This window comes from Mycobacterium sp. URHD0025 (genome assembly GCF_000426065.1).
In the GTDB taxonomy this organism is placed as follows: domain Bacteria; phylum Actinomycetota; class Actinomycetes; order Mycobacteriales; family Mycobacteriaceae; genus Mycobacterium.
This window is the reverse complement of sequence record NZ_AUEQ01000007.1, coordinates 255148-276145: the sequence shown is the minus strand read 5'-3', so window position 1 is coordinate 276145 and position 20998 is coordinate 255148. Positions and strand designations below refer to the sequence as shown.

The 20998-nt window shown below is 67.7% G+C and carries 20 protein-coding genes; 4 read left to right on the top strand and 16 right to left on the bottom strand.

Features of this window, described 5'->3' with window-relative positions:
* Window positions 1–103: 103 nt before the first annotated feature.
* Genes whiA through uvrC form a run of 4 tightly spaced genes read right to left on the bottom strand, consistent with a single transcriptional unit; the run spans window position 104 to window position 5342 of the window.
* Window positions 104–1081, bottom strand: a complete 978-nt coding sequence (gene whiA / locus H977_RS0108970; RefSeq protein ID WP_029107544.1) for a DNA-binding protein WhiA — start codon at window positions 1079–1081, stop codon at window positions 104–106.
* A complete protein-coding gene (yvcK, locus tag H977_RS0108965) occupies window positions 1078–2136 on the bottom strand; it encodes a uridine diphosphate-N-acetylglucosamine-binding protein YvcK (RefSeq protein WP_029107543.1) in 1059 nt (352 codons plus the stop codon). The genes whiA and yvcK overlap by 4 nt, the downstream gene beginning before the upstream one ends.
* Window positions 2137–2185: 49 nt before the next feature.
* Window positions 2186–3100, bottom strand: a complete 915-nt coding sequence (gene rapZ / locus H977_RS0108960) for an RNase adapter RapZ (RefSeq protein ID WP_051288754.1) — start codon at window positions 3098–3100, stop codon at window positions 2186–2188.
* 37 nt (window positions 3101–3137) lie between these two features.
* Entirely contained in the window at window positions 3138–5342 is a 2205-nt protein-coding gene (gene uvrC / locus H977_RS32785) for an excinuclease ABC subunit UvrC (RefSeq protein ID WP_081681664.1), read from the bottom strand.
* 50 nt (window positions 5343–5392) lie between these two features.
* Here uvrC and ggt point away from each other — a divergent pair, with 50 nt between their 5' ends.
* Window positions 5393–7351 carry a gamma-glutamyltransferase gene (gene ggt / locus H977_RS0108950; RefSeq protein WP_196808193.1) on the top strand — a complete coding sequence of 653 codons (1959 nt, stop codon included), beginning with the start codon at window positions 5393–5395 and terminating at the stop codon, window positions 7349–7351.
* Window positions 7352–7361: 10 nt separating this feature from the next.
* Here ggt and H977_RS0108945 read toward each other — a convergent pair whose 3' ends face one another.
* The 4 genes from H977_RS0108945 to H977_RS0108930 all read right to left on the bottom strand — a co-directional run bounded on the left by H977_RS0108945 (window position 7362) and on the right by H977_RS0108930 (window position 10319).
* Window positions 7362–7814 (bottom strand): PH domain-containing protein, encoded by a 453-nt coding sequence (locus H977_RS0108945; protein ID WP_029107540.1) that lies wholly within the window; start codon window positions 7812–7814, stop codon window positions 7362–7364.
* A gap of 5 nt (window positions 7815–7819) precedes the next feature.
* On the bottom strand, window positions 7820–8299 hold the full coding sequence (gene ribH, locus H977_RS0108940; RefSeq protein ID WP_029107539.1) for a 6,7-dimethyl-8-ribityllumazine synthase: 480 nt from the start codon (window positions 8297–8299) through the stop codon (window positions 7820–7822).
* Window positions 8296–9624 (bottom strand): bifunctional 3,4-dihydroxy-2-butanone-4-phosphate synthase/GTP cyclohydrolase II, encoded by a 1329-nt coding sequence (locus tag H977_RS0108935; RefSeq protein WP_029107538.1) that lies wholly within the window; start codon window positions 9622–9624, stop codon window positions 8296–8298. Before H977_RS0108935 ends, ribH begins: the two co-directional genes overlap by 4 nt.
* Before the next feature lie 95 nt (window positions 9625–9719).
* The gene (locus tag H977_RS0108930; protein ID WP_029107537.1) at window positions 9720–10319 is read right to left on the bottom strand and encodes a riboflavin synthase; all 600 of its coding nucleotides are present in this window, start codon (window positions 10317–10319) and stop codon (window positions 9720–9722) included.
* Window positions 10320–10392: 73 nt separating this feature from the next.
* On the opposite strand from H977_RS0108930, the gene H977_RS0108925 reads away from it, so the two are divergent.
* The gene (locus H977_RS0108925) at window positions 10393–11109 is read left to right on the top strand and encodes an LppX_LprAFG lipoprotein (protein WP_029107536.1); all 717 of its coding nucleotides are present in this window, start codon (window positions 10393–10395) and stop codon (window positions 11107–11109) included.
* Complete coding sequence (locus H977_RS0108920; RefSeq protein ID WP_029107535.1) at window positions 11109–12782, top strand: MFS transporter; 1674 nt, start codon at window positions 11109–11111, stop codon at window positions 12780–12782. The genes H977_RS0108925 and H977_RS0108920 overlap by 1 nt, the downstream gene beginning before the upstream one ends.
* A gap of 5 nt (window positions 12783–12787) precedes the next feature.
* Here the strand turns inward: H977_RS0108920 and H977_RS35205 are convergent, their stop codons facing one another.
* The 8 genes from H977_RS35205 to H977_RS0108885 all read right to left on the bottom strand — a co-directional run bounded on the left by H977_RS35205 (window position 12788) and on the right by H977_RS0108885 (window position 20371).
* Window positions 12788–12943: a hypothetical protein gene (locus H977_RS35205; protein WP_155946567.1), complete on the bottom strand. Its 156-nt coding sequence runs from the start codon at window positions 12941–12943 to the stop codon at window positions 12788–12790.
* A 153-nt stretch (window positions 12944–13096) separates the two neighbouring features.
* A complete protein-coding gene (ribD, locus tag H977_RS0108915; protein ID WP_029107534.1) occupies window positions 13097–14098 on the bottom strand; it encodes a bifunctional diaminohydroxyphosphoribosylaminopyrimidine deaminase/5-amino-6-(5-phosphoribosylamino)uracil reductase RibD in 1002 nt (333 codons plus the stop codon).
* On the bottom strand, window positions 14095–14772 hold the full coding sequence (gene rpe / locus H977_RS0108910; RefSeq protein ID WP_029107533.1) for a ribulose-phosphate 3-epimerase: 678 nt from the start codon (window positions 14770–14772) through the stop codon (window positions 14095–14097). Before rpe ends, ribD begins: the two co-directional genes overlap by 4 nt.
* 68 nt (window positions 14773–14840) lie before the next feature.
* Window positions 14841–16250, bottom strand: coding sequence for an RsmB/NOP family class I SAM-dependent RNA methyltransferase (locus tag H977_RS0108905; RefSeq protein WP_029107532.1), 1410 nt, complete (start codon window positions 16248–16250; stop codon window positions 14841–14843).
* Complete coding sequence (fmt, locus tag H977_RS0108900; RefSeq protein WP_029107531.1) at window positions 16247–17176, bottom strand: methionyl-tRNA formyltransferase; 930 nt, start codon at window positions 17174–17176, stop codon at window positions 16247–16249. The genes H977_RS0108905 and fmt overlap by 4 nt, the downstream gene beginning before the upstream one ends.
* A 33-nt stretch (window positions 17177–17209) precedes the next feature.
* Window positions 17210–17746, bottom strand: a complete 537-nt coding sequence (locus H977_RS0108895) for a LemA family protein (protein WP_029107530.1) — start codon at window positions 17744–17746, stop codon at window positions 17210–17212.
* Window positions 17740–19560, bottom strand: a complete 1821-nt coding sequence (locus H977_RS0108890) for a DUF2207 domain-containing protein (protein WP_029107529.1) — start codon at window positions 19558–19560, stop codon at window positions 17740–17742. The genes H977_RS0108895 and H977_RS0108890 overlap by 7 nt, the downstream gene beginning before the upstream one ends.
* Before the next feature lie 91 nt (window positions 19561–19651).
* Window positions 19652–20371, bottom strand: coding sequence for an SDR family NAD(P)-dependent oxidoreductase (locus H977_RS0108885; protein ID WP_036475484.1), 720 nt, complete (start codon window positions 20369–20371; stop codon window positions 19652–19654).
* Between the two features lie 67 nt (window positions 20372–20438).
* Between H977_RS0108885 and H977_RS0108880 the strand changes: the two genes are divergently transcribed.
* Entirely contained in the window at window positions 20439–20996 is a 558-nt protein-coding gene (locus H977_RS0108880; protein WP_029107527.1) for a MarR family winged helix-turn-helix transcriptional regulator, read from the top strand.
* Window positions 20997–20998: the final 2 nt, after the last annotated feature.

The following is a 20998-nucleotide window of genomic DNA, read 5'->3' as shown; positions in this document are numbered from 1 at the left end:
GGGAACGGCCATAGGACGAGAACCTTTGTGAAAACCCGCATCACGGTCACCGCGGCGTCCGGAGTCGACGCGAACGCTTGCAGCGCTGTCGATTTCGCGTAGCTCAGGCGTCGTCGAGCAAGTCCGGGGTCACCGCCGACTCGGTGTCGGGAAGCCCTTCCTGCTTGGCCTTGCGGTCGGCCATCGACAACAGGCGCCGGATACGGCCGGCGACAGCGTCTTTCGTCATGGGCGGGTCGGCGAGCCGGCCCAGCTCCTCCAAAGACGCCTGACGGTGTTCGACCCGCAGCTTGCCCGCCGCCGCCAGGTGATCGGGCACCCCTTCACCCAGGATGTCCAGCGCACGTTCCACACGAGCAGCTGCGGCCACCGCGGCCCGCGCCGACCGGCGCAGGTTGGCGTCGTCGAAATTCGCCAAGCGATTGGCCGTCGCGCGGACCTCGCGGCGCATGCGCCGTTCCTCCCACGTCAACCTGGTGTCCTGGGCGCCCATCCGGGTCAGCAAGGCGCCGATGGCCTCGCCGTCACGCACCACAACCCGGTCGGCACCACGCACCTCGCGGGCCTTGGCACTGACGCCGAGCCGCCGGGCCGCGCCGACCAGAGCGAGCGCCGCCTCGGGACCGGGGCAGCTGACTTCCAGCGCCGACGACCGTCCCGGTTCCGTCAACGATCCGTGGGCGAGGAAGGCACCACGCCACGCTGCTTCGGCATCGCCGACGCTGCCGCCGACCACCTGCGCGGGCAGGCCACGCACCGGACGGCCACGAAGATCGAGCAGACCGGTCTGCCGGGCCAGCGCTTCCCCATCGGCGGCCACCCGCACCACATAGCGGGTGTTCTTCCGGATGCCGCTGGCCGACAGCACGTGCACCACGGCGTTGTACCCGTAGAGGTCATAGATGTCCTTGCGCAGGCGGCGCGCGATGATCCCGAGGTCCACCTCGGCCTCGACCACCACTCGGCCTGCCACGATGTGCAGGCCGCCGGCGAAACGCAACAACGAGGCGACTTCCGCGCGGCGAGCGCTCACCGAGTTGACTACGAGGCGGCTCAGCTCGTCTTTCACCTCGGCTGTCATCGCCACGGATCGTCCCCTCTCGGTGTGTTCGGCGCCGGGTCCTGGTGCGCCACGTCGACCGACCTCGCAGCGGGCGTGGGAACGGTGGGCTCCTGCACGGCCCCGGGCGCCATCGCGCGCAGTCGGACACCCTCAAGCACCGCGGCCAACTTCGCCGGGTCATGTAAAGGTGTACCAGGTCGAGACACGTCAGCAAACTCAACGCGGGCATTGAGTATGTTGGCCGTGCGGCTGAGTTGCTCCCGTTCACGGTCGCTCGGCACCCGGCTGGCATCGACGATGATGTCATGCACGCTGAAGTCCGGAGCATGCTGGGCCAGAACGTGGATGTGACGCTCGGCCGAGAACCCGGCCGTTTCGCCCGGCTCCGCCGCCAGATTCAAGACGAGTGCGCGCCGCGCAGTTGTCGACCGCAAGGCCGCTGCCAACTGCGGCACCAATACGTGCGGGATCACACTGGTGAACCAGGACCCCGGTCCGAGCACCACGAGATCGGCGCTCATGATGGCCTCCACGGCCTGCCGGGTGGCCGGCGGATCCCCGGGTAGCAACCGCACCCGGCGCACCTTGCCGACCGTCGTGGCGATCGCCACCTGACCGCGGATGACCCGGCTCATCCGCGGATCGGTCTCCAAGCCCGCGACGTCGGCCTCGATCTGCAGGGCGATCGGGCACATCGGCAACACCCGGCCCTTCACGCCAAGGATGCGGCCCAGTTCGTCGAGGGCGGCAACCGGATCGGCCAGGACTTCACTGAGGCCCGCCAAGATCAGATTGCCGATCGGATGGCCGGCCAGCGCGCCACTGCCACCGAACCGGTGCTGAATGATCGTCGCCCACAACCGACCGTGCGGACTGTCAGAGGCCAACGCCGCCAACGCCATTCGTAGATCGCCTGGTGGCACCACATCGAGTTCGCTGCGCAGCCGACCCGAAGACCCACCGTCATCGGCAACCGTCACCACGGCTGTCACGTGCGGCGTGAGCCGACGAGCCGCTGACAAGGTGGCGTACAACCCATGCCCTCCGCCGAGGGCCACGATGCGCGGGGTCAATTATCCTCCTCGCGTGCGGGATTCACTCGTACTCCTCGCGTGCGGGAAGTCATTCGCGCCCCAGATCCCGGTGCAGCACGTGCACGGTGAGCCCGTCCCCGCCCTGCAACCGCTGCGCCAGCGCCTCGGCGATCGCCACGCTGCGATGTTTGCCGCCGGTACAGCCGATGGCGACGGTCATATAACGCTTCCCCTCCCGGCGGTATCCGGCGATCACCACGTCCAACAGACGATGGTAGGTGTCGAGGAATTCCCTGGCCCCCGGTTGTCCCAACACGTAGTCACGCACATCCGGATGTTGACCGGTGTGTGGTCGTAACTCGTCGACCCAGTGCGGGTTCGGCAGGAACCGGACATCCATCACCGTGTCCGCGTCCATCGGCAGCCCGTACTTGTAGCCGAACGACTCCACGGTGACATTCGTGTAGGCGACGGTCTCGCCGCCGAACGCACGCTCGATGCTCTCCCGCAACGCCGGCACCGGCAGCGCCGACGTGTCGATCACCAGATCGGCCGCCGCGCGCACCGGTGCCAGCAACGCCCGCTCGGCGGCGATCCCCTCGGCGAGGGTCTGCGTGCCCTGCAGCGGGTGGCTGCGCCGGTTCTGCTCATAGCGACGCACCAGGATGTCGTCGGACGCCTCAAGGAACAACACCCGAGGGGTGATGCTGCGCGCCGCCAATTCATTTCGGACCCAATCGAGATCGCCGGTGAAACCGCGCGAGCGCACGTCCATCACCACGGCCAGCTGGGTGATCCGCGATCCGGCGGCCAACCCCAACTCCACCATGCGGGCGATCAGCTCCGGCGGCAGGTTGTCGGCGACATACCAGCCGAGGTCCTCCAACACCTTCGCGGCGGTCCCGCGGCCGGCCCCGGACAAGCCGGTGACCAGCACCACGTCGATTTCCTGATCCGCGTCCGCACCACCCACGATGCCGCCCTCGCGCAGATGTTCGTTCATGCGCGATCCGCCTGGCTTTCCATGTCCCCGTTACCTGTCATCCCGACACCCTGCGTCGATCATCCTCGATAACCGTTGCGGGCGCCCCTGAATCGCCCAGTCCGGCGCTGTTGTCGATTCGCGGGCCGTCGCCGCTGTCCTCGATCGGCGGCTCGCCGCTGTCCTCGATCGGCGGCTCGCCGCCGGGCTCGATGGGCGGCTCGCCGCCGTGCCCAACTGGCGGCTCGCCGCCGGGCTCGATGGGCGGCTCGCCGCCGTGCCCAACTGGCGGCTCGCCGCCGAGCGCAGCAAGGACGGCCCTCGCCGTCGTCACACCGATCCCCGGCACCGCGGTGATCTCCTCGACCGTGGCGTCCTTGAGTCGCGCCACGGAGCCGAAGTGCGTCACCAATGCCTTGCGGCGCTGCTCGCCCAGACCCCGCACCGAGTCGAGTGCCGATGCGGTCATCCGCTTGGACCGTTTGCTGCGGTGATAGCTGATCGCGAACCGGTGTGCCTCGTCACGCACGCGCTGCAACAGGTACAGACCCTCACTGTTTCTCGGGAAGATGACGGGATCGGGTTCCGAAGGTACCCACACCTCTTCCAGGCGTTTGGCCAGCCCTATCACCGCGACATCGGTCACGCCCAGTTCCTCGAGGACTGCGGCCGCCGCATTGACCTGAGGGGCGCCGCCGTCCACGACGAACAGATTGGGCGGATAGGCGAACCGGCGCGGACGCTGCTCGGCCCCCGCCTCGGGCTGGGCATCGCTCATGTGCCGCAGGAAACGGCGCCGGGTCACCTCGGCGATCGAGGCGACGTCATCCGATCGCCCTTCACCGGCGGCCTCGCGGATCGCGTAGTGGCGGTAGTCCGACTTTCGCGGCAGCCCGTCCTCGAACACCACCAGCGAGGCGACCACGTCGGTGCCCTGCACATGGCTGATGTCCACGCATTCGATCCGCAACGGCGCGTCTGCCAGCCCGAGGGAATCCTGAATGCTCTGCAGCGCTTCTGATCTGGCGTTGAAGTCGCCCGCCCGCTTGAGCTTGTGCTGGGCCAGCGCCTCGCGTGCGTTGCGTTGAACCGTCTCGGCCAGGGTGCGTTTGTCACCGCGTACCGGCACCCGCAGGCTCACCCGCGATCCACGAAGCCCCGACAACCAGGCCGCCAACTCATCGGCATTCGGAGGCAGCACCGGCACGAGGACCTCCCGCGGCACCGGGTTGGTCGCCTCGTCGGCTGCACCGCCGAGTTCGGCCTGCTCGCCGTAGAACTGGGTCAGGAACTGCTCGACGAGATGTTCCTGCCCGGACTGACTTTGGTCCTCTGTCGCCGCCGGGGCGCCTCCGGGACCCGAATCACTGGTCGCCTCCGGCTCCGAAGACTTCTCGACGATCCAACCGCGCTGACCCCGCACCCGGCCGCCGCGCACGTGGAACACCTGCACAGCCGCCTCGAGCTCGTCGTCGGCGAATGCCACCACGTCGGCATCCGTGCCGTCACCGAACACCACGGTCTGCTTCTCCAGCGCACGTTTGAGCGCGCCGATGTCGTCGCGGAGCCGGGCGGCGCGCTCGAAGTCGAGTTCCTCGGCCGCCGCGTTCATCTGCCGTTCCATGTCGCGGACCAGCCGGTCGGTCTTGCCTGCCAGGAAGTCGCAGAAGTCGAGCACGATGCGGCGGTGTTCCTCCGCACTGACCCGGCCGATGCACGGCGCCGAGCACTTGTCGATGTAACCGAGCAGACATGGACGGTCGATCTGCTTGTGCCGCTTGAACACTCCCGCAGAGCAGGTCCTGGCCGGAAACACCCGGGTCAGCAGATCGAGGGTCTCCCGGATCGCCCACGCATGCGAGTACGGGCCGAAATAACGCACGCCTTTGCGCCGGGGCCCGCGGTACACCATCAGCCGCGGGTACTCCTCGTTGAGGGTGACCGCCAGCACCGGATACGTCTTGTCGTCGCGGTAGCGGATGTTGAAGCGCGGATCGAACTCCTTGATCCAGTTGTACTCCAGCTGCAGCGCCTCGACCTCGGTGGTGACCACCGTCCACTCGACGCTGCCCGCCGTCATCACCATCTGCCGGGTGCGCGGCGCCAGGCTCGCGATGTCGGCGAAGTACGAGGTCAGCCGGCTACGCAGGCTCTTGGCCTTGCCGACGTATATGACGCGACCGTGCGGGTCCCGGAACCGGTACACGCCCGGCTCCACTGGTATCGATCCGGGCGCCGGCCGGTACGTCGCTGGATCGGGCACGGTTTCCAGGTTACTGCCGCGATCCGACGGAACTCCGCTACCGTCGAACTGTGCGGTTGCTGGCGTCCACCCGTTCGGTCATCGCCCTGCTCAGTGTCGTCGCCGTGATCCTTGCCGGATGCGCAGACGGCAGTCGGCGCCCGGCGAGGACCGACGCCGGGCCGTGCCAAATCCTGTCCAACGGCACCCCGTCACCCAAACCTCCGACGGCAGCCCCGCCTCCGGCGCCGGCCCCGACCCGGGACCTGGCGACCCACCCGGAGATCGGCACCGGCTACCGCAGCGACATGACAGCCGTCCGCACCGCGACCTATGCGGTGGCCACCGCCAATCCGCTGGCGACCGAAGCCGCCTGCAAGGTGTTGCGCGACGGCGGCACCGCGGCCGACGCGGTGGTGACCGCGCAGGCGGTGCTCGGCCTCGTCGAACCGCAGTCCTCCGGAATCGGCGGCGGCGGCTTCCTGCTGTACTACGACGCGGCAGGCAATGCGGTACGCACATACGACGGACGTGAAACCGCGCCGGCCGCGGCGACCGAGAACTATCTGCGCTGGGTGTCGGAGACCGATCGCACCGGCCCCAAACCCGATGCCCGGTCATCGGGACGCTCCATCGGGGTGCCGGGCATCGTGCGGCTGCTCGATGACGTCCACCGCCAGTTCGGCAAGAAGACCTGGCGGGATCTGTTCGATCCGGCCGTGTCGATGGCCGATCGCGGATTCGACATCAGCCCGCGGCTGGCGGCTGCCATCGACGACGCCGATGCCCAACTCCGGCTGGATCCCGCAGCCGGCGGCTACTTCCTCAACCCCGATGGCGCGCCCAAACCCGTCGGCACCCGCATGACCAATCCGGCGTACGCGAAAACGCTTGGCGCCATCGCATCCGAGGGCGCGCAGGCGTTCTATACCGGCGACATCGCGCGCGCTGTCGTGTCCGCGGCCGCCGACACGGCAGGCGACCGCACACCGGGTGCCATCACCGAGCAGGACCTCGCCGCCTACCGCGTCAAACAACGCGATCCGGTGTGCACCACCTACCGCGGTCGCGAGGTCTGCGGTATGCCACCGCCCTCCTCGGGCGGCATCGCGGTGGCAGCCACCCTGGGCATGCTCGAGCACTTCCCGATGAGCGACTACAAGCCGAGCCGCGTCGACCGCAACGGCGGGCACCCGTCCGTGACCGGGGTGCACCTGGTGTCGGAGGCCGAACGCCTCGCGTACGCCGACCGCGACCGCTACGTGGCCGACACCGATTTCGTCCCGCTTCCCGGGGGATCACCCGAGAGCCTGCTGGACGGCGCCTACCTCACGGGGCGAGCCGCGCTGATCTCCCGGCACCACACGATGGGTGTGGCCGCGCCCGGGGACTTCGCGCCCCCGATGACCATCCCGCCCGCCCCTGAGCACGGCACCAGCCAGATCAGCGTCATCGACAGCTTCGGCAACGCCGCATCCCTGACCACCACGATCGAGTCGGCCTTCGGTTCGTTCCACATGGTCGACGGCTTCCTGCTCAACAACCAGCTCACCGACTTCTCGGCCGAGCCGGCCAGCGCCGAAGGTCATCCGATACCCAACCGGGTACAGCCCGGCAAGCGCCCGCGCAGCACCATGGCGCCGACGCTGGTCTTCGACAAGGCAGGGCCACAACGAGGTCCGCTCTATGCCGTCGTGGGCTCCCCCGGCGGCGCGGTGATCATCCAGTTCGTCGTGAAAACCCTTGTCGGCATCATGGATTGGAACCTGGACCCGCAGCAGGCGGTGTCGATGATCGACTTCGGCGCCGCCAACACGCCTGTGACCAACGTCGGCGGGGAGCATCCGTTGGTCGACACCATCGCCAACGGAGACCGCGATCAGCTGGTCGAGGGCCTGCGGGCACTCGGGCATCAGGTGTCGCTGGCCGATCAGTCCAGTGGGCTCTCAGCCCTGGTACGCACCTCGTCCGGCTGGATCGGCGGTGCCGACCCGCGCCGTGAGGGCCAGGTGCTCGGCGACGCCGGCTGATCCTGCGGTGTCAGGCGAGGTTTGAGCGGTACCGGTCGATCAGGTCACGAACCTCGTCCATGGCCGCGACCGCACGCCCCTTGTCGATCGCCTGGATCGCCATCACGGGAATGTACTCGTCGTCGGGCAGATCCACCCTGGCCCAACGCGCTCCGACCGGAAAGGACACGCCGAGCACGTCGGACCAGGGAATGACCTTGAACCCGATCAGATTCCGGACCGCCACGCCCGCGGGACCGACCTTCAGCCGCGGCCGCGCGAACATCAGCACCACTCCGGCGATGATCGCTCCCAGCAAGGCGATGGCCACCTGATCCGAGGTTTGAAAGAGCACACCGGTGGAGCCGACCTTCAGCAGCACGCCCACCGCGACGTGCGCCAGAAAGATGACCAGTGCCGCGCCGTAGGCGAAATACGGTGTCCGGTAGGGCCGGATGTCGATATCCCAGGTTTGTGCAGTCATCTGTGTCACGCGTCGGCGCGCAGCTCCCGCAGGGTCAACGCGGTGGACAAGGCCGCAGCTGCCGCCTGGGCGCCCTTGTCCTCGGTGGAATCCGGGAGACCGGCGCGGTCGAGGGCCTGCGCCTCGTTGTCGGTGGTCAATACGCCGTTGGCGACCGGGGTGGACGCGTCGAGCGACACTCGCGTCAGACCCTGCGTCACCGCGTCACACACGTAGTCGAAATGCGGTGTCTGGCCGCGGATCACCACACCCAGCGCCACCACCGCGTCATGGGTCGCCGCCAATGCCTGTGCCACCACCGGGATTTCGATGGCACCGAGCACGCGCACCACTTTCGGATCGGCGATCCCGGCGTCGACCGCGACCTTGCGGGCGCCCTCGAGCAGCGCATCGCAGATCTGGGTGTGCCAGGTGCTCGCGACGATGGCGAGCTTCACATCCGAGGCGTCGACCTGGGGCAGATCCGGAACGCCGTGGGCGCTCACAGGCTCGATCCCGAGTCGGTCGCCGTGGGCGGCCGGCGGTCACCGAGCAGGTACACCGCCTCGTCGTAGTCGTCCATGCTCACCGCTTCGTCGTAATCTTCGAGGCCGACGAGATCGTGACCCATGCGGTCCCGCTTGGTCATCAGGTAGCGGATGTTCTCCGAGTTCGCCCGCACCGGCAGCGGTACCCGCTCGATGATGTGCAGCCCGTAGCCGTCCAGACCCACCCGCTTGGCCGGGTTGTTGGTCAGCAGCCGCATGGACCGGATACCGAGGTCGACCAGAATCTGCGCGCCGATGCCGTAATCGCGCGCGTCGGCAGGCAGGCCGAGTTTCAGGTTCGCGTCGACGGTGTCCTCACCGGCGTCCTGCAGCTGATAGGCCTGCAGCTTGTGCATCAGACCGATGCCACGGCCCTCGTGCCCACGCATGTAGAGCACCACGCCGCGGCCTTCTCGGGCCACCATCGCCATCGCGGCATCCAGCTGCGGGCCGCAGTCACAACGCCGGGAGCCGAACACATCCCCGGTCAGGCATTCGGAGTGCACTCGCACCAGGACGTCGTGACCGTCGCTGGCCGGCCCGGAGATGTCGCCGCGCACCAGCGCGACGTGTTCGACGTCCTCGTAGATGCTCTTGTAGCCGACCGCCACGAACTCGCCGTGCCGGGTCGGGATCCGCGCTTCGGCGATGCGCTCGATGTGCTTCTCGTGCTTGCGGCGCCACTCGATCAGGTCGGCGATCGAGATCAGCGCCAGGTCATGATCATCTGCGAAGACACGCAGCTCATCGGTGCGCGCCATGTCGCCTTCGTCCTTCTGGCTGACGATCTCGCAGATGGCGCCGGCCGGCTGCAGCCCGGCCAGGCGCGCCAGGTCCACGGCGGCCTCGGTGTGTCCGGGGCGGCGCAGCACGCCACCGTCCTTGGCTCGCAGCGGAACCACGTGGCCAGGCTTGGTGAAGTCGTCGATCGCGGAGCCGGGATCGGCGAGGGCACGCATGGTGGTGGCCCGGTCGGACGCCGAAATGCCGGTTCCGACATCCTTTTTCGCGTCGACGGTGACGGTGTAGGCAGTACCGTGCTTGTCCTGGTTGACCGCGTACATCGGCAGCAGGCCCAACCGGTCGCAGATCTCACCGTCGAGCGGCACGCACAGATAGCCGGAGGTGTAGCGGACCATGAACGCGACGAGTTCGGGGGTGGCCTTCTCGGCAGCGAAGATCAGATCGCCCTCATTCTCGCGATCTTCGTCGTCGATCACCACCACGGCTTTGCCCGCCGCGATATCGGCTATCGCCCTCTCGACGGAATCGAGCCTGGTCATCTGCGCCACCTTGCCTGTTCGAATGCCGGGTCCCGATGCGGGACCCAACGCCACTCCAGTATGAACCACCGAAATCCAGCGGTTATTGCCAGCTCTTACTCACCGGAACCGGTCATCAGCCGTTCCACGTATTTGGCGATGATGTCGACCTCGAGGTTGACCGTCGTCCCCACGGCTGCCTGCCCCAGGGTGGTGAGTTCGCGGGTGGTGGGAATCAGTGAGACCTCGAACCATTCGTCACCCACCGCGGACACCGTCAGCGACACCCCGTCGACGGTGATCGAGCCCTTCTCCACGACATACCGCGACAGTGAGGCGGGCAGGCCGATGCGCACCACTTCCCAGTGGTCGAAGGGCGTGCGGGAAATCACAGTCCCGGTGCCGTCCACATGGCCCTGCACGATGTGGCCACCAAGGCGGCTGTTGACCGCGGCGGCCCGTTCCAGGTTCACCTGGCTGCCCACCCCGACGCCACCCAGGCTCGACCTGTTCAGGGTCTCCCCCATGACGTCGGCGGTGAACGCGCCGTCGGGCAGGACGTCGACCACGGTCAGACAGACCCCGTTCACCGCGATCGAATCGCCGTGACCGGCGTCGGCGGTGACCACAGGTCCGCGGATGGTGAAACGGGCGGCATCGGTCAGCTCCGCCTTGTCGACCAGGACACCCAGCTCTTCAACGATTCCGGTGAACACGCCGACCAGAGTATTCGGCCCGACTGCGAGTTGAAGAAAACGCCCGGCTGTCCCGAACCTCTACGATGCAGTAATGCAGACGCGCCCACGCTTCGCAGTCCAGTCCTTACTCGCAATTCTCTTCGCAGCGGCCGCCCTGGTTGCCGGCTGCTCGTCCTCTTCCTCGGAGAAGTCGAACGCTCCGCTGCCCGACGCGGCCCAGCTGCTGCAGGAGTCCTCGGCCAGCACCAAGGCCCAGCAGAGTGTGCATCTGCTGCTGACCGTGCAGGGCACGATCCAGGGGCTTCCCGTGGAGAAGCTCGACGGGGACCTGACGAACACCCCCGAGGTCGCTGCTCAGGGCACCGCCGACCTGCTGTTCGCCGGGCAGAAGCTGGCCGACGCGAAGTTCGTGGTTGCCGGCGGCGATCTGTACGCGGCACTCACCCCCGGCGATCCGCTGTCGAACTACGGACCCGCGGCGAACATCTACGACATCTCGGCGATCCTGAACCCCGACAACGGCCTGGCCAATGTGCTGGCGAACTTCAGCGATCCCAAGGCCGACGGCCGCGAATCCATCAACGGCACCGAAGCGGTCCGGGTGACCGGCACCGTCAGCGCCGACGCGGTCAACAAGATCGCCCCGCAGCTCAAGGCCGAAGGCCCGGTCCCCGGAACCGCGTGGATCACCGAGGACGGCAACCACACCCTGCTGCAGGCCAAGCTCGAGCCCACGCCCGGCAACAGCGTCACCATGACGCTGACTGACTGGGGCAAGCAGGTCACCGTCACCAAGCCCGCGTCCTGATGCAGGCCGCGCAGTCGGTGCGCACCGGCCGTAACCGCAACATCGCGATCAGCGCGGGCAGCCTGGCCGTGCTGCTCGGCGCCCTCGACACCTACGTCGTGGTCACGATCATGACCGACATCATGTCCGACGTCGGTATCGCGATCAACAAGATCCAGCAGGTCACCCCCATCATCACCGGGTATCTGCTGGGCTACATCGCCGCCATGCCGCTGCTGGGCCGGGCCTCGGACCGGTTCGGGCGCAAGATGCTGATCCAGATCGGTTTGGCCGGATTCGCGGTCGGCTCGGTGATCACCGCGCTCTCGGGCGACCTGACCACCTTGGTCATCGGCCGCGTGGTGCAGGGCACCGCGAGTGGTGCGCTACTTCCCGTCACCCTGGCGCTGGCCGCCGACCTGTGGGCGGCGCGTAACCGGGCCGCGGTGCTCGGCGGCGTCGGCGCAGCACAGGAATTCGGCAGTGTTCTCGGTCCGCTGTACGGCATCGGCGCGGTGGCACTGTTCCATCACTGGCAGTCGGTGTTCTGGATCAATGTTCCGCTGGCGGTCATCGCCATGGTGATGATCCACTTCAGCCTGCCCGGCAAGGAGCCGAGCGACCACCCCGAGAAGGTGGACGTGATCGGCGGGGTCCTGCTCGCGATCACGTTGGGCCTGGCCGTCGTGGGCCTGTACAACCCGGAACCGGACGGCAAGCAGGTACTACCAGACTGGGGCCCTCCGGTCCTGATCGGCGCGCTGGTTGCGGCCGTCGCGTTCTTCGTCTGGGAGAAGGTGGCCCGCACCCGGCTGATCGAGCCCGCGGGCGTGCAGTTCCGGCCTTTCCTGGCCGCGCTGGCCGCCTCGTTGTGCACCGGTGCCGCACTGATGGTCACGCTGGTCAACGTCGAGCTGTTCGGCCAGGGCGTCCTCGGCAAGGACAAGTACGACGCCGCGTTCCTGCTGTTGCGGTTCCTGATCGCACTGCCGATCGGCGCGCTGATCGGCGGCTGGATCGCCACCCGGGTCGGCGACCGCATCGTGAGCTTCGTCGGCCTGATGATCGCGGCCGGGGGCTTCTGGCTGATCACCCACTGGTCCATCACCGTCCTCGACAACACCTACAACCTGGCTCTGTTCCGGCTGCCGGTGCTGGATACCGATCTGGCGATCGTGGGCTTGGGGCTGGGACTGGTGATCGCTCCGCTGACATCGGCCACGCTGCGGGTGGTGCCCGCCGCACAGCACGGCATCGCCTCGGCCTTCGTGGTCGTGGCCCGGATGATCGGCATGCTGATCGGCATGGCGGGCCTGTCCGCCTGGGGCCTGTTCCGCTTCAATCAGCATCTCGCCAGCCTGTCGGCCGCGGCCAACACAAGCTCCATGTCGCTGCAGGAGCGGCTGGCGTCGCAGGCGATCCGCTACCGCGAGGCGTACGTGTCGATGTACGGCGATATCTTCGGGATCACCGCGATCGTCTGCGTGGTGGGCGCGGTGCTCGGTCTGCTGATCGCCGCCCGCAACGTCCACGCCGATGAAATCGCCGGCCCTCCCACCGACGATGGTGGCGATGATGGCGACGCTTCGACCGGGCAGCTGTACCTGCCGACGCAGGTACTGCCGGTCCAGTCCGCCGAGGGGACGGCCCAGCTACCGCGGCAGGAACCTCCGGGCCGTCACCGCTCCGGCTGACCGGCTCAGCAGCGTTCGATCCCAGGGGTCAGCAATCGTGGTGCCTGGTCGGTCTCCACCGGCCGGCCGGGCATCACCATGCGGAGTGGGGCACGCACCAGCGCCCGAATGGTGCGGGGAGTCCATGGTGTGGCGGGGAGCCAGTCCTGCAGTGCAGTCATGCTCGCGTCCTTTGCTCGAGTTCACTCGGCGCTTATTCGGCAGTGAACGCGCTCTGGTACGAGTGTACCGATCACCACCGACGGCGCCCGGCATTTACCGAGCGTAACTTAGGCCACCCTAACTTGAGCTGGCTACCTGCTGCGAGCCCGCTATCAGTTGGGTACCAGGCTCAGGCGAACATCCGGCCCGATGGCGTTGATGCCGTCGAAACGCCACCGCTGCGCGTGCACCATGCTGAGCACCCCGATGTCATCGACCGCGGTGATCGGACCACCCAACAAAATCGGCGCCACATAAGCCACGATCCGGTTGACCACACCCGCACGCAGGAACGCCCCCGCAAGGGTCGGGCCACCCTCCAGAAACACATCGGTACGGTCGCCCAGAGACCGCATCACCTCGTGGGGATCATGAGTACGGATCAGCATCGTGTGCGAATCCTCGTTGAGCACCTTGGCATCCGGTGACACCTCGCGCATACCCACCACCACCCGCAGCGGCTGATGACTGGTGAGCGAGCCGTCGGCCCGCCGCGCGGTCAGCGTCGGATCATCGACGAACACCGTTCCGGTACCGACCACAATCGCATCAGCCGCGGCCCGCTTGCGATGGACATCGGCGCGAGCGGCCTCACTGGTGATCCACTGACTGGAACCATCGGCGGCCGCGCTCCGACCGTCCACACTCGTGGCGAATTTCCATGTGACATGCGGCAATCCGGTGCGCTGCTTGTGTAGCCACTCCCGCAGCGGGCCCTGTTCGACCTCGTCGGCCAACAGGCCGGCACTGACCGCGACGCCACTATCGGCGAGGCGCCGCGCCCCGCCTTCCGCTTCCGGATTGGGGTCGGACACCGCAAAGTTGACAGTCGAAACCCCTGCTGCCAGAAGCGCATCCACACAAGGCGGGGTGCGGCCATGGTGGTTGCACGGCTCCAGGGTGACGACGGCGGTACCGCCCCTGGCGCGGTCCCCGGCCGCCTGCAACGCCACCACCTCGGCATGCGGGCCGCCGACCGGCTGTGTCCCGCCCACTCCCGCGACCTGGCCGTCGCGATCCAGGATCACCGCACCGACGGGCGGGTTGGGATAGGTCGAGCCCTTGACCTGTTCGGCTTGCTCGATGGCCAGCCGCATCGCGGTCTCGGAGGTCATAGCGTCAGATGTTTGGAGCTGCTCGCGGCCTGCCGGCGAAGCGATTTCACCGCGGCGGCCGGATCGGACGCGCTGTAGACCGCGGACCCGGCGACGAAGCAGTCCACGCCGGCCTCGGCTGCCTGCTCGATGGTGTCGGCGTTGATGCCGCCGTCGATCTCGACAAGGATGGTCAGCTCGCCGGAGTCGACGAGCCGACGCACGATGCCCACCTTGGCCAGCACCTCCGGGATGAACTTCTGACCGCCGAAACCTGGCTCCACCGACATCACCAGCAGGGTGTCGAACTCTTTGAGGATCTCCAGGTACGGCTCCAACGGGGTGCCCGGTTTCACGGACAGCCCGGCCTTTGCGCCGGCGGCCCGGATATCGCGGGCCACGCCGATCGGGTTGTCGGTCGCCTCGGCGTGGAACGTCACGTTGTACGCACCGGCCTCGGCGTACGGCGGGGCCCAGCGTTCGGGGTTGTCGATCATCAGGTGGCAATCCATCGGGATGTCGGTCACCTTGAGCAACGACTCCACCACCGGCAGGCCCAGCGTGAGGTTGGGTACGAAGTGGTTGTCCATCACGTCGACGTGCAGCCAGTCCGACCCCGCCACCGCAGCGACCTCATCGGCCAGCCGCGCGAAGTCGGCGGACAGGATGGACGGGGCGATGAGGGGTTCTGCCATGGCGATCACCCTAAGACATGCTCTTCGCGCAAGCGCTCATCGGACCTCGATGCTCTTCGCGCAAGCGCTCATCGGACCTTCAGCGCGGCGGCGAACATCGCATCGGTCCCATGCCGGTGCGGCCACAGCTGGACGTGCGGCCCGTCACCGAGGTCCTCGACCGGGGCAAACAACGCCCGCGTGTCCAGCTGGGTCACCGGCTGCCTGCGCACGGCGTCGGCCACCACCCCGACCGTCTCGGCCAGGTGCGGCGAACAGGTCGCGTAGAGCACCACGCCGCCGGGGCGGGTCAGCTTGATCGCCGCGGCCAGCAGTTCACGCTGCAACTTCACCAGGCCGGGGACATCCGCTGGCTGGCGTCGCCAGCGCGCCTCCGGGCGACGGCGCAGCGCGCCGAGTCCGGTGCAGGGGGCGTCGACCAGCACGCGGTCGAACCCGGGTTCCAGACCGGAATCCCGCCCGTCCACACGGTGCACGTCGACGTCGAGACCCCGGACGTTCTCCTCGACCAGGTCCGCACGTCGAGGAGTCGGTTCGATCGCGGTCACCCGGGCACCCGAAGCCGCGCCGATCGCGGCCAGCAGTGCGGTCTTGCCGCCGGGGCCGGCACACAGATCGAGCCAGCGGCCGTTGTCCCGGCCGTCGAGTTCGGCCACGGTGAGCGCGCGGGCCACCAGCTGACTGCCCTCGTCCTGTACCTGGGCGGCGCCGTCGCGGATGGCGGCGAGCCGGCCGGGATCACCGCCCGCCAGGTACACCGCGTACGGCGAGTAGCGGCCGACGGTGCCGTCGACCTCGGCTGCCAACTCGGCCGCCGTCAACGCATTGGGCCGCGCGGCCAGGTGCACCACCGGACGTTCGTCGTCACTGGCCAGCAGGGCGTCGAGTTCACCGGCCCGGGCTCCCAACGCGTCGGTGAAGGACTGCGCGATCCACCGTGGGTGGGCGTGCAGGAAGGCGGCATGTCCGACCGGATCGGTGGCTGCCGGTGGCGCGAGCTGCTCCATCCACTCCTGTTCGCTGCTGCGCGAAATCGTGCGCAGCACGCCGTTGACGAAACCTGCTCGGGCCGTATCGAATTCGATGCCGGCTTGTTCAACGGTGGTGGACACCGCGGCGTGCGGCTCGACCCGGGTGCGCAGCAGCTGATAGGTGCCGAGCCGCAACAGGTCGAGCAGCACCGGATCGATCTGCTCGGGCGGGCGCCCGGCCGCCGCGGCGATGACGGCGTCGAGCAGTCCGCGGGTGCGGCAGGCGCCGTAGGTCAGTTCGGTGGCAAAGGCCGCGTCACGCCCCTCGATCCCCCGCTCGCGCAGCAGCGCGGGCAACGCCAGGTTGGCGTAGGAGTCACGCTCCGATACGGCGCGCAGGACATCGAATGCCGCGCGGCGGGCCGGGTCCAGCGGCGTGCGGCGGTGTTGGCGGTTACGTTGCGGCGGACGATTGGGCCGGTTCGGCCGGTTCGGCGGATTGGTCATGATGCGCGCACCGAGTCCTCCAACCGCGCGCCGCGGGCCCAGTCGGCGGCGCTCATCAGTTTCTTGCCGGGTGGCTGTATCTGCCCCAACCGCACCGGTTGCGAAGCCGTCCCGACCAGCACCGCATTGCGTTCGATCCGGATTTCACCCGGCAACAACGGGTCTCCGGACGCTTCCACCGTCACGGGGCCGACCTTGACCCGGAGATCGCCGATCATCGTCCAGGCGCCGGGGTTCGGTGTGACCGAACGGATCTGGCGGTCGACGACGTGGGCCGGCAGGTCCCAGCGCACCCGGGCGGATTCCACGGTGATCTTGGGTGCCAGGCTCACGCCGTCGGCGGGTTGGGGCACCGCGGTCAGTGCGCCCTCGGCCACACCGTCCAACGTGGACTCCAGCAACGCCGCCCCCGAATCGGCAAGTCGCCCAAGCAGATCGCCGGCGGTGTCGGTGTCACGCACCCGCTCTGTGACCACGCCGTAGACCGGACCGGAATCGAGGGCCGGTTCGATCAGGAACGTCGTCGCTCCCGTCACCTCGTCACCTGCCGCCAGGGAGGCCTGCACCGGCGCCGCCCCGCGCCAGGCCGGCAGCAACGAGAAGTGCAGATTGATCCAGCCGTGCCGGGGCACCGCGAGCAGACGCTCACTCAGCAACGCCCCGTAGGCGACCACGGCGCAGCAATCCGGAGCCAGCTCGGTCAGCTCGGCGATGAACTCGTCCGAGTTCGGCTTGGCGGGTTTCAGAACCGGGATGTCGTGCTCGAGCGCCAGCTGCGCGACCGGTGACGGTGCGGGTTTGCCGCGACGGCCGGCAGCGGCGTCGGGCCGGGTCAGCACCGCGACCACATCGTGGCGGGGCGAGTCGATGAGCCGCTGCAACGACGGGAGGGCGGGCTCTGGAGTTCCGGCAAAGACAAGACGCACCGGACCAGTTTAGGGATCCCGCCCGCTGCTTCCCTAATGCGGAGTGCGGTAGTACTCGCGCTCGGACACTCCCGCCAGCGGCGCGAGATACACCCAGGGAATCGTTCCGACCAGGCGATTCAGCGTGGCGACCGCGTCGTTGTAGTACTGGCGGGCGAACGCGAGCTTGTTCTCGGTGTCAGCGAGGTTCTCCTGCAGGTTCAGGAAGTTGTCGGACGAATTGAGTTGCGGATACGTCGATCCCAGCGCCATCACCCCGGCGAGCGCCGAGTCGAGATCATGCTCAGCCGCGCTGCGCTGCACCACCGAGGGGCCGCCGGTGGCTGAGGCCAGTGCGGCCTGGGCGCTGCTGACCCGGCCGAGGACCGCGGTCTCGTGTGAGGCGAAGGTAGCCACGGTGTGCACCAGCGCGGGGATCAGCGCGGCCCGGCGGGTCAGCTCGACATCGATGCCGCTGAGCGCCTCGGCGACGTGCACGTCGGCCGCCTTCAACTTGTTGTAGCCGACGACAAATCCCACCAATGCCGCCACCGCGAGTACCAGCACCACGACCAACAGCAGTCTCACCACGATCCGCCTCCTCCACCACCGCCGCCACCGCCGCCGCCGGACGACGACGACCCGCCGCTCGACGATGATGACGACGACGATTGCGAGGCGGTGTACGCCCCGATCGATGATGACAGCGCCGATTCGAAACTGTCGAAGTCCGCACCGCCCGAACCGCCCGTGAACCCGTGGCCGCTGTTCGACGAAGACGACGAGTTGTACCAATCCGGTTGGGGTGCGGCAGCGCCCATGGTGTCCTGATACCGCTTGGCCCACAGCGCGGCGGCACCGCCGGCCACTGCGAACGGAATGTAGGCCAGGTAGAGGTCCTTGCGGGCCGCGAAGTCAAAACGCGACTCGGCCGAATCGGTGGAGAGCAGACGGTGGAATCCCTCCGCCCGCGACCACAGTTCGCGGCCGGCGGCGGTTCGGCGGGTCCCCACACCGCCGGACCAGACACTCACCGAGCACACGAAGAATGCCGCGAAGGGCAATCCCCACAACGTGATCGGGATTCCGAACCACAGCCAGAAGCCGGCCACCGCAGCCAGGAATGCCACCACGTTGGCGACGAGAACCCACCACTCCTTGCGGCGCTTGACCAGCAGGCCGCCATCGCGGGCCCATTTGCGTACCGCCACTGCCATGTCGGCCCTGGCCTTGCTCAGCTTCTTTCCCGACGTGGCCGTGTTCGTGGCGGAGAATTCGGCACCCGGGGACATCACCTTGAGCGCTGCCCCCACGTCGATGGCGACCGGATCGACATCGGCCCACGCCGCCGCCTTCGCGAGACCTTTGATCTTCCAGTGCTTGTCACTGACCTGCCGCAACTCGATGAGACCACGCTCGGCGAGGTGGAACAGCGTCGCGCTCAGCCCGTTCTTGGGGACATTCTCGGTCCGGATGTACTCGACCTGTACCGGCCCCAACCCTTCCGGCGGCGCGTACTGCACGGGAAATCCCGGTGACGGTTCGACGGTGGTCCGCGACCAGAAGTAGGCGAGCAGCCCCATTCCGGCGGTCAGCAAGGCCATCCAGACCAATGCGCTCACCGAGCGGCCGAGGACCCGGTCCCAGGTGTACGGCCAGGGCAGGGTGATCTGCGGTGGCGTGGCCACGTCGACGCCGGCCCGCACCGTCACCGGGGTGTGCGGCTCCAGATCGGTGGCCCCGAACCGCACGGTGTGGCCTTCGGTGCGCAGATCCGTGCAGGCGCTGCCCACGCCCGATCCCACGCTGCAGCTTGCCCCGGTGATCTCGCCGGGCAGGGTGACCGAGATATCGGCCCGCTCGATCGTGTTGTTCCAGGCCGGCGCGATCACGTTCCAGTAGAAGGCCGAGCGGGCGTCGGGGTTGCCGGTGCTCGAGGCGAACGTCCGGTTGGCACCGATGGTGCCCGGATCGAGGACACCGTCGATCGTGTAGCGGATCTCGAAGACGTGGGGTCCCCAGTCCAACGTGGTGTTCGGATCACCGATCTTGGCCACCCGGAACCGCGTGCCCTTCTCCCACAGCAGTTCATAGGGTATGCGCGCACCGTCCGCGGTGATCGAGGTGATCTCGGGTACCTGGCGGAGCCGGGAGTTGTTCTGGTTGGCCACATCCCAGTAGCGGAAGAGTCCGTGCCGGCCGGAGGGGAAATTGCCGGTGATGGTCTCGACCGCGGTCATCCGCCCATCGCCGTCGACGGTGAAATCGGCCCGGTAATCGGTGATGATCACAGGATCGGCCGGTCCCCCGGTCCCCGACCCGGATCCGCCGGTGAAGATCAGCGGCCACAGCAGGCCAAAAGCGATGAGCCCCAACGTGAACAACCATGACAACACCCGGCGCATGGCAGCCTCCTGGTTCGGGACTCACCGAAAACGGGTGAATATCCGCCTCAGCCTATGCGCAATGGGTCGATTTGGTTCGAAACTCGCACGTCTAACGAGTCGTCCACTCTCCTCCGTTGACGGCGATGGCCTGACCGGTTATTTGACGTGCGCCGGGCGATGCAAGGAACCGCACGGTCGCCGCGATATCACTGGGCGCTCCCGCCCGCCGTGTCATCGCCGCATCGATAAGAGCGTGCTTACGGTCGTCAGTGAGCTTGTCCCGGAAGAATTCCGTATCGGCGATGTAGCCCGGTGAGACGATGTTGGCGGTGATGCCGCGATCGCCGATCCGCCGGGCAAGGTCGACGTTCCAGGACGCGACGGCTGCTTTGGCGGCTCCGTATGAACCGGCACCTTTGTCCGCGGCAATCGAACCGATCGTGATGACCGCCGACCCGCTGGGCATGCCTGGAAGCAGTGCCGTCGTCATGAGCACCGCGGTCATCACGTTGCTCTCCACGTTCAGGCGCCATGCGTCGGCGACTTCGCGCAAAGTCTGCGGTTCATCCCGGTCGAAGTCGGTGTTACCGCCGGCGTTGTTGACCAACACGTCGACCGGCCCGATCTCCCGTGCCGCGTCAGCAGTCTGCTCAGGGTCGGTTCCGTCCATGGTGACGGCGCGAACCGAGCCACCGATCTCGTCCACCGCCTTCTGGAGGACGTTCTCACGGCGACCGGTGATGACAACGTGGCAACCCTCCGCCGCGAATTGAGCGGCGATCTCGCGGCCGATTCCCGTGCCGCCACCTGTGATTACAACAGTGCGCATTGGTGCATCTCCTGCTATGTTCAGACTTGTTCGTTTAGGTCTAAACAACACACTAGCAGGAGAGCTCATGAAGGCAACGCCAGACGATGCCGCCGATGCGATCGCCGCCGCCTGGAAGCGTGAATTACCCGATGTTCCAGTGCATTCCATCGGGATTGTGACGCGGATATGGCACATCGCGAAACTTCTCGGTGACGACCGGGCCCGCCTGCTGCGCGACCATGACGCCGACATGGCCACCCTGGATCTGCTATCCACGTTGCGGCGCCACGGAAAGCCGTACCGCATGACCACCCGCGAGCTGGCGACGGCCTCCCTCATCACAGCCGGGGCAATTACACAACGCGTGGATCGGGCGCAGGCACAGGGTCTGGTCAAACGAACTGGCCGCCGCGAGTCACGTGCGGTTGACGTCGAACTCACCGCACTTGGCCGGGCTACAGTCGACGACCTCGTCGGCGCCGTCCTGGAGCGTGAGTGTCAGCTGCTCGATGGCCTACCGAGGCAACAGCAAGAACAGCTCGAGCGCACGCTCAGACTGTTGCTCGAGCACCTTTCGACATTTCTGGGCGCGGATCGGCAACCTGGCCATGTCGGGCACTCCGGCACCGGGCATGGCACGTGATG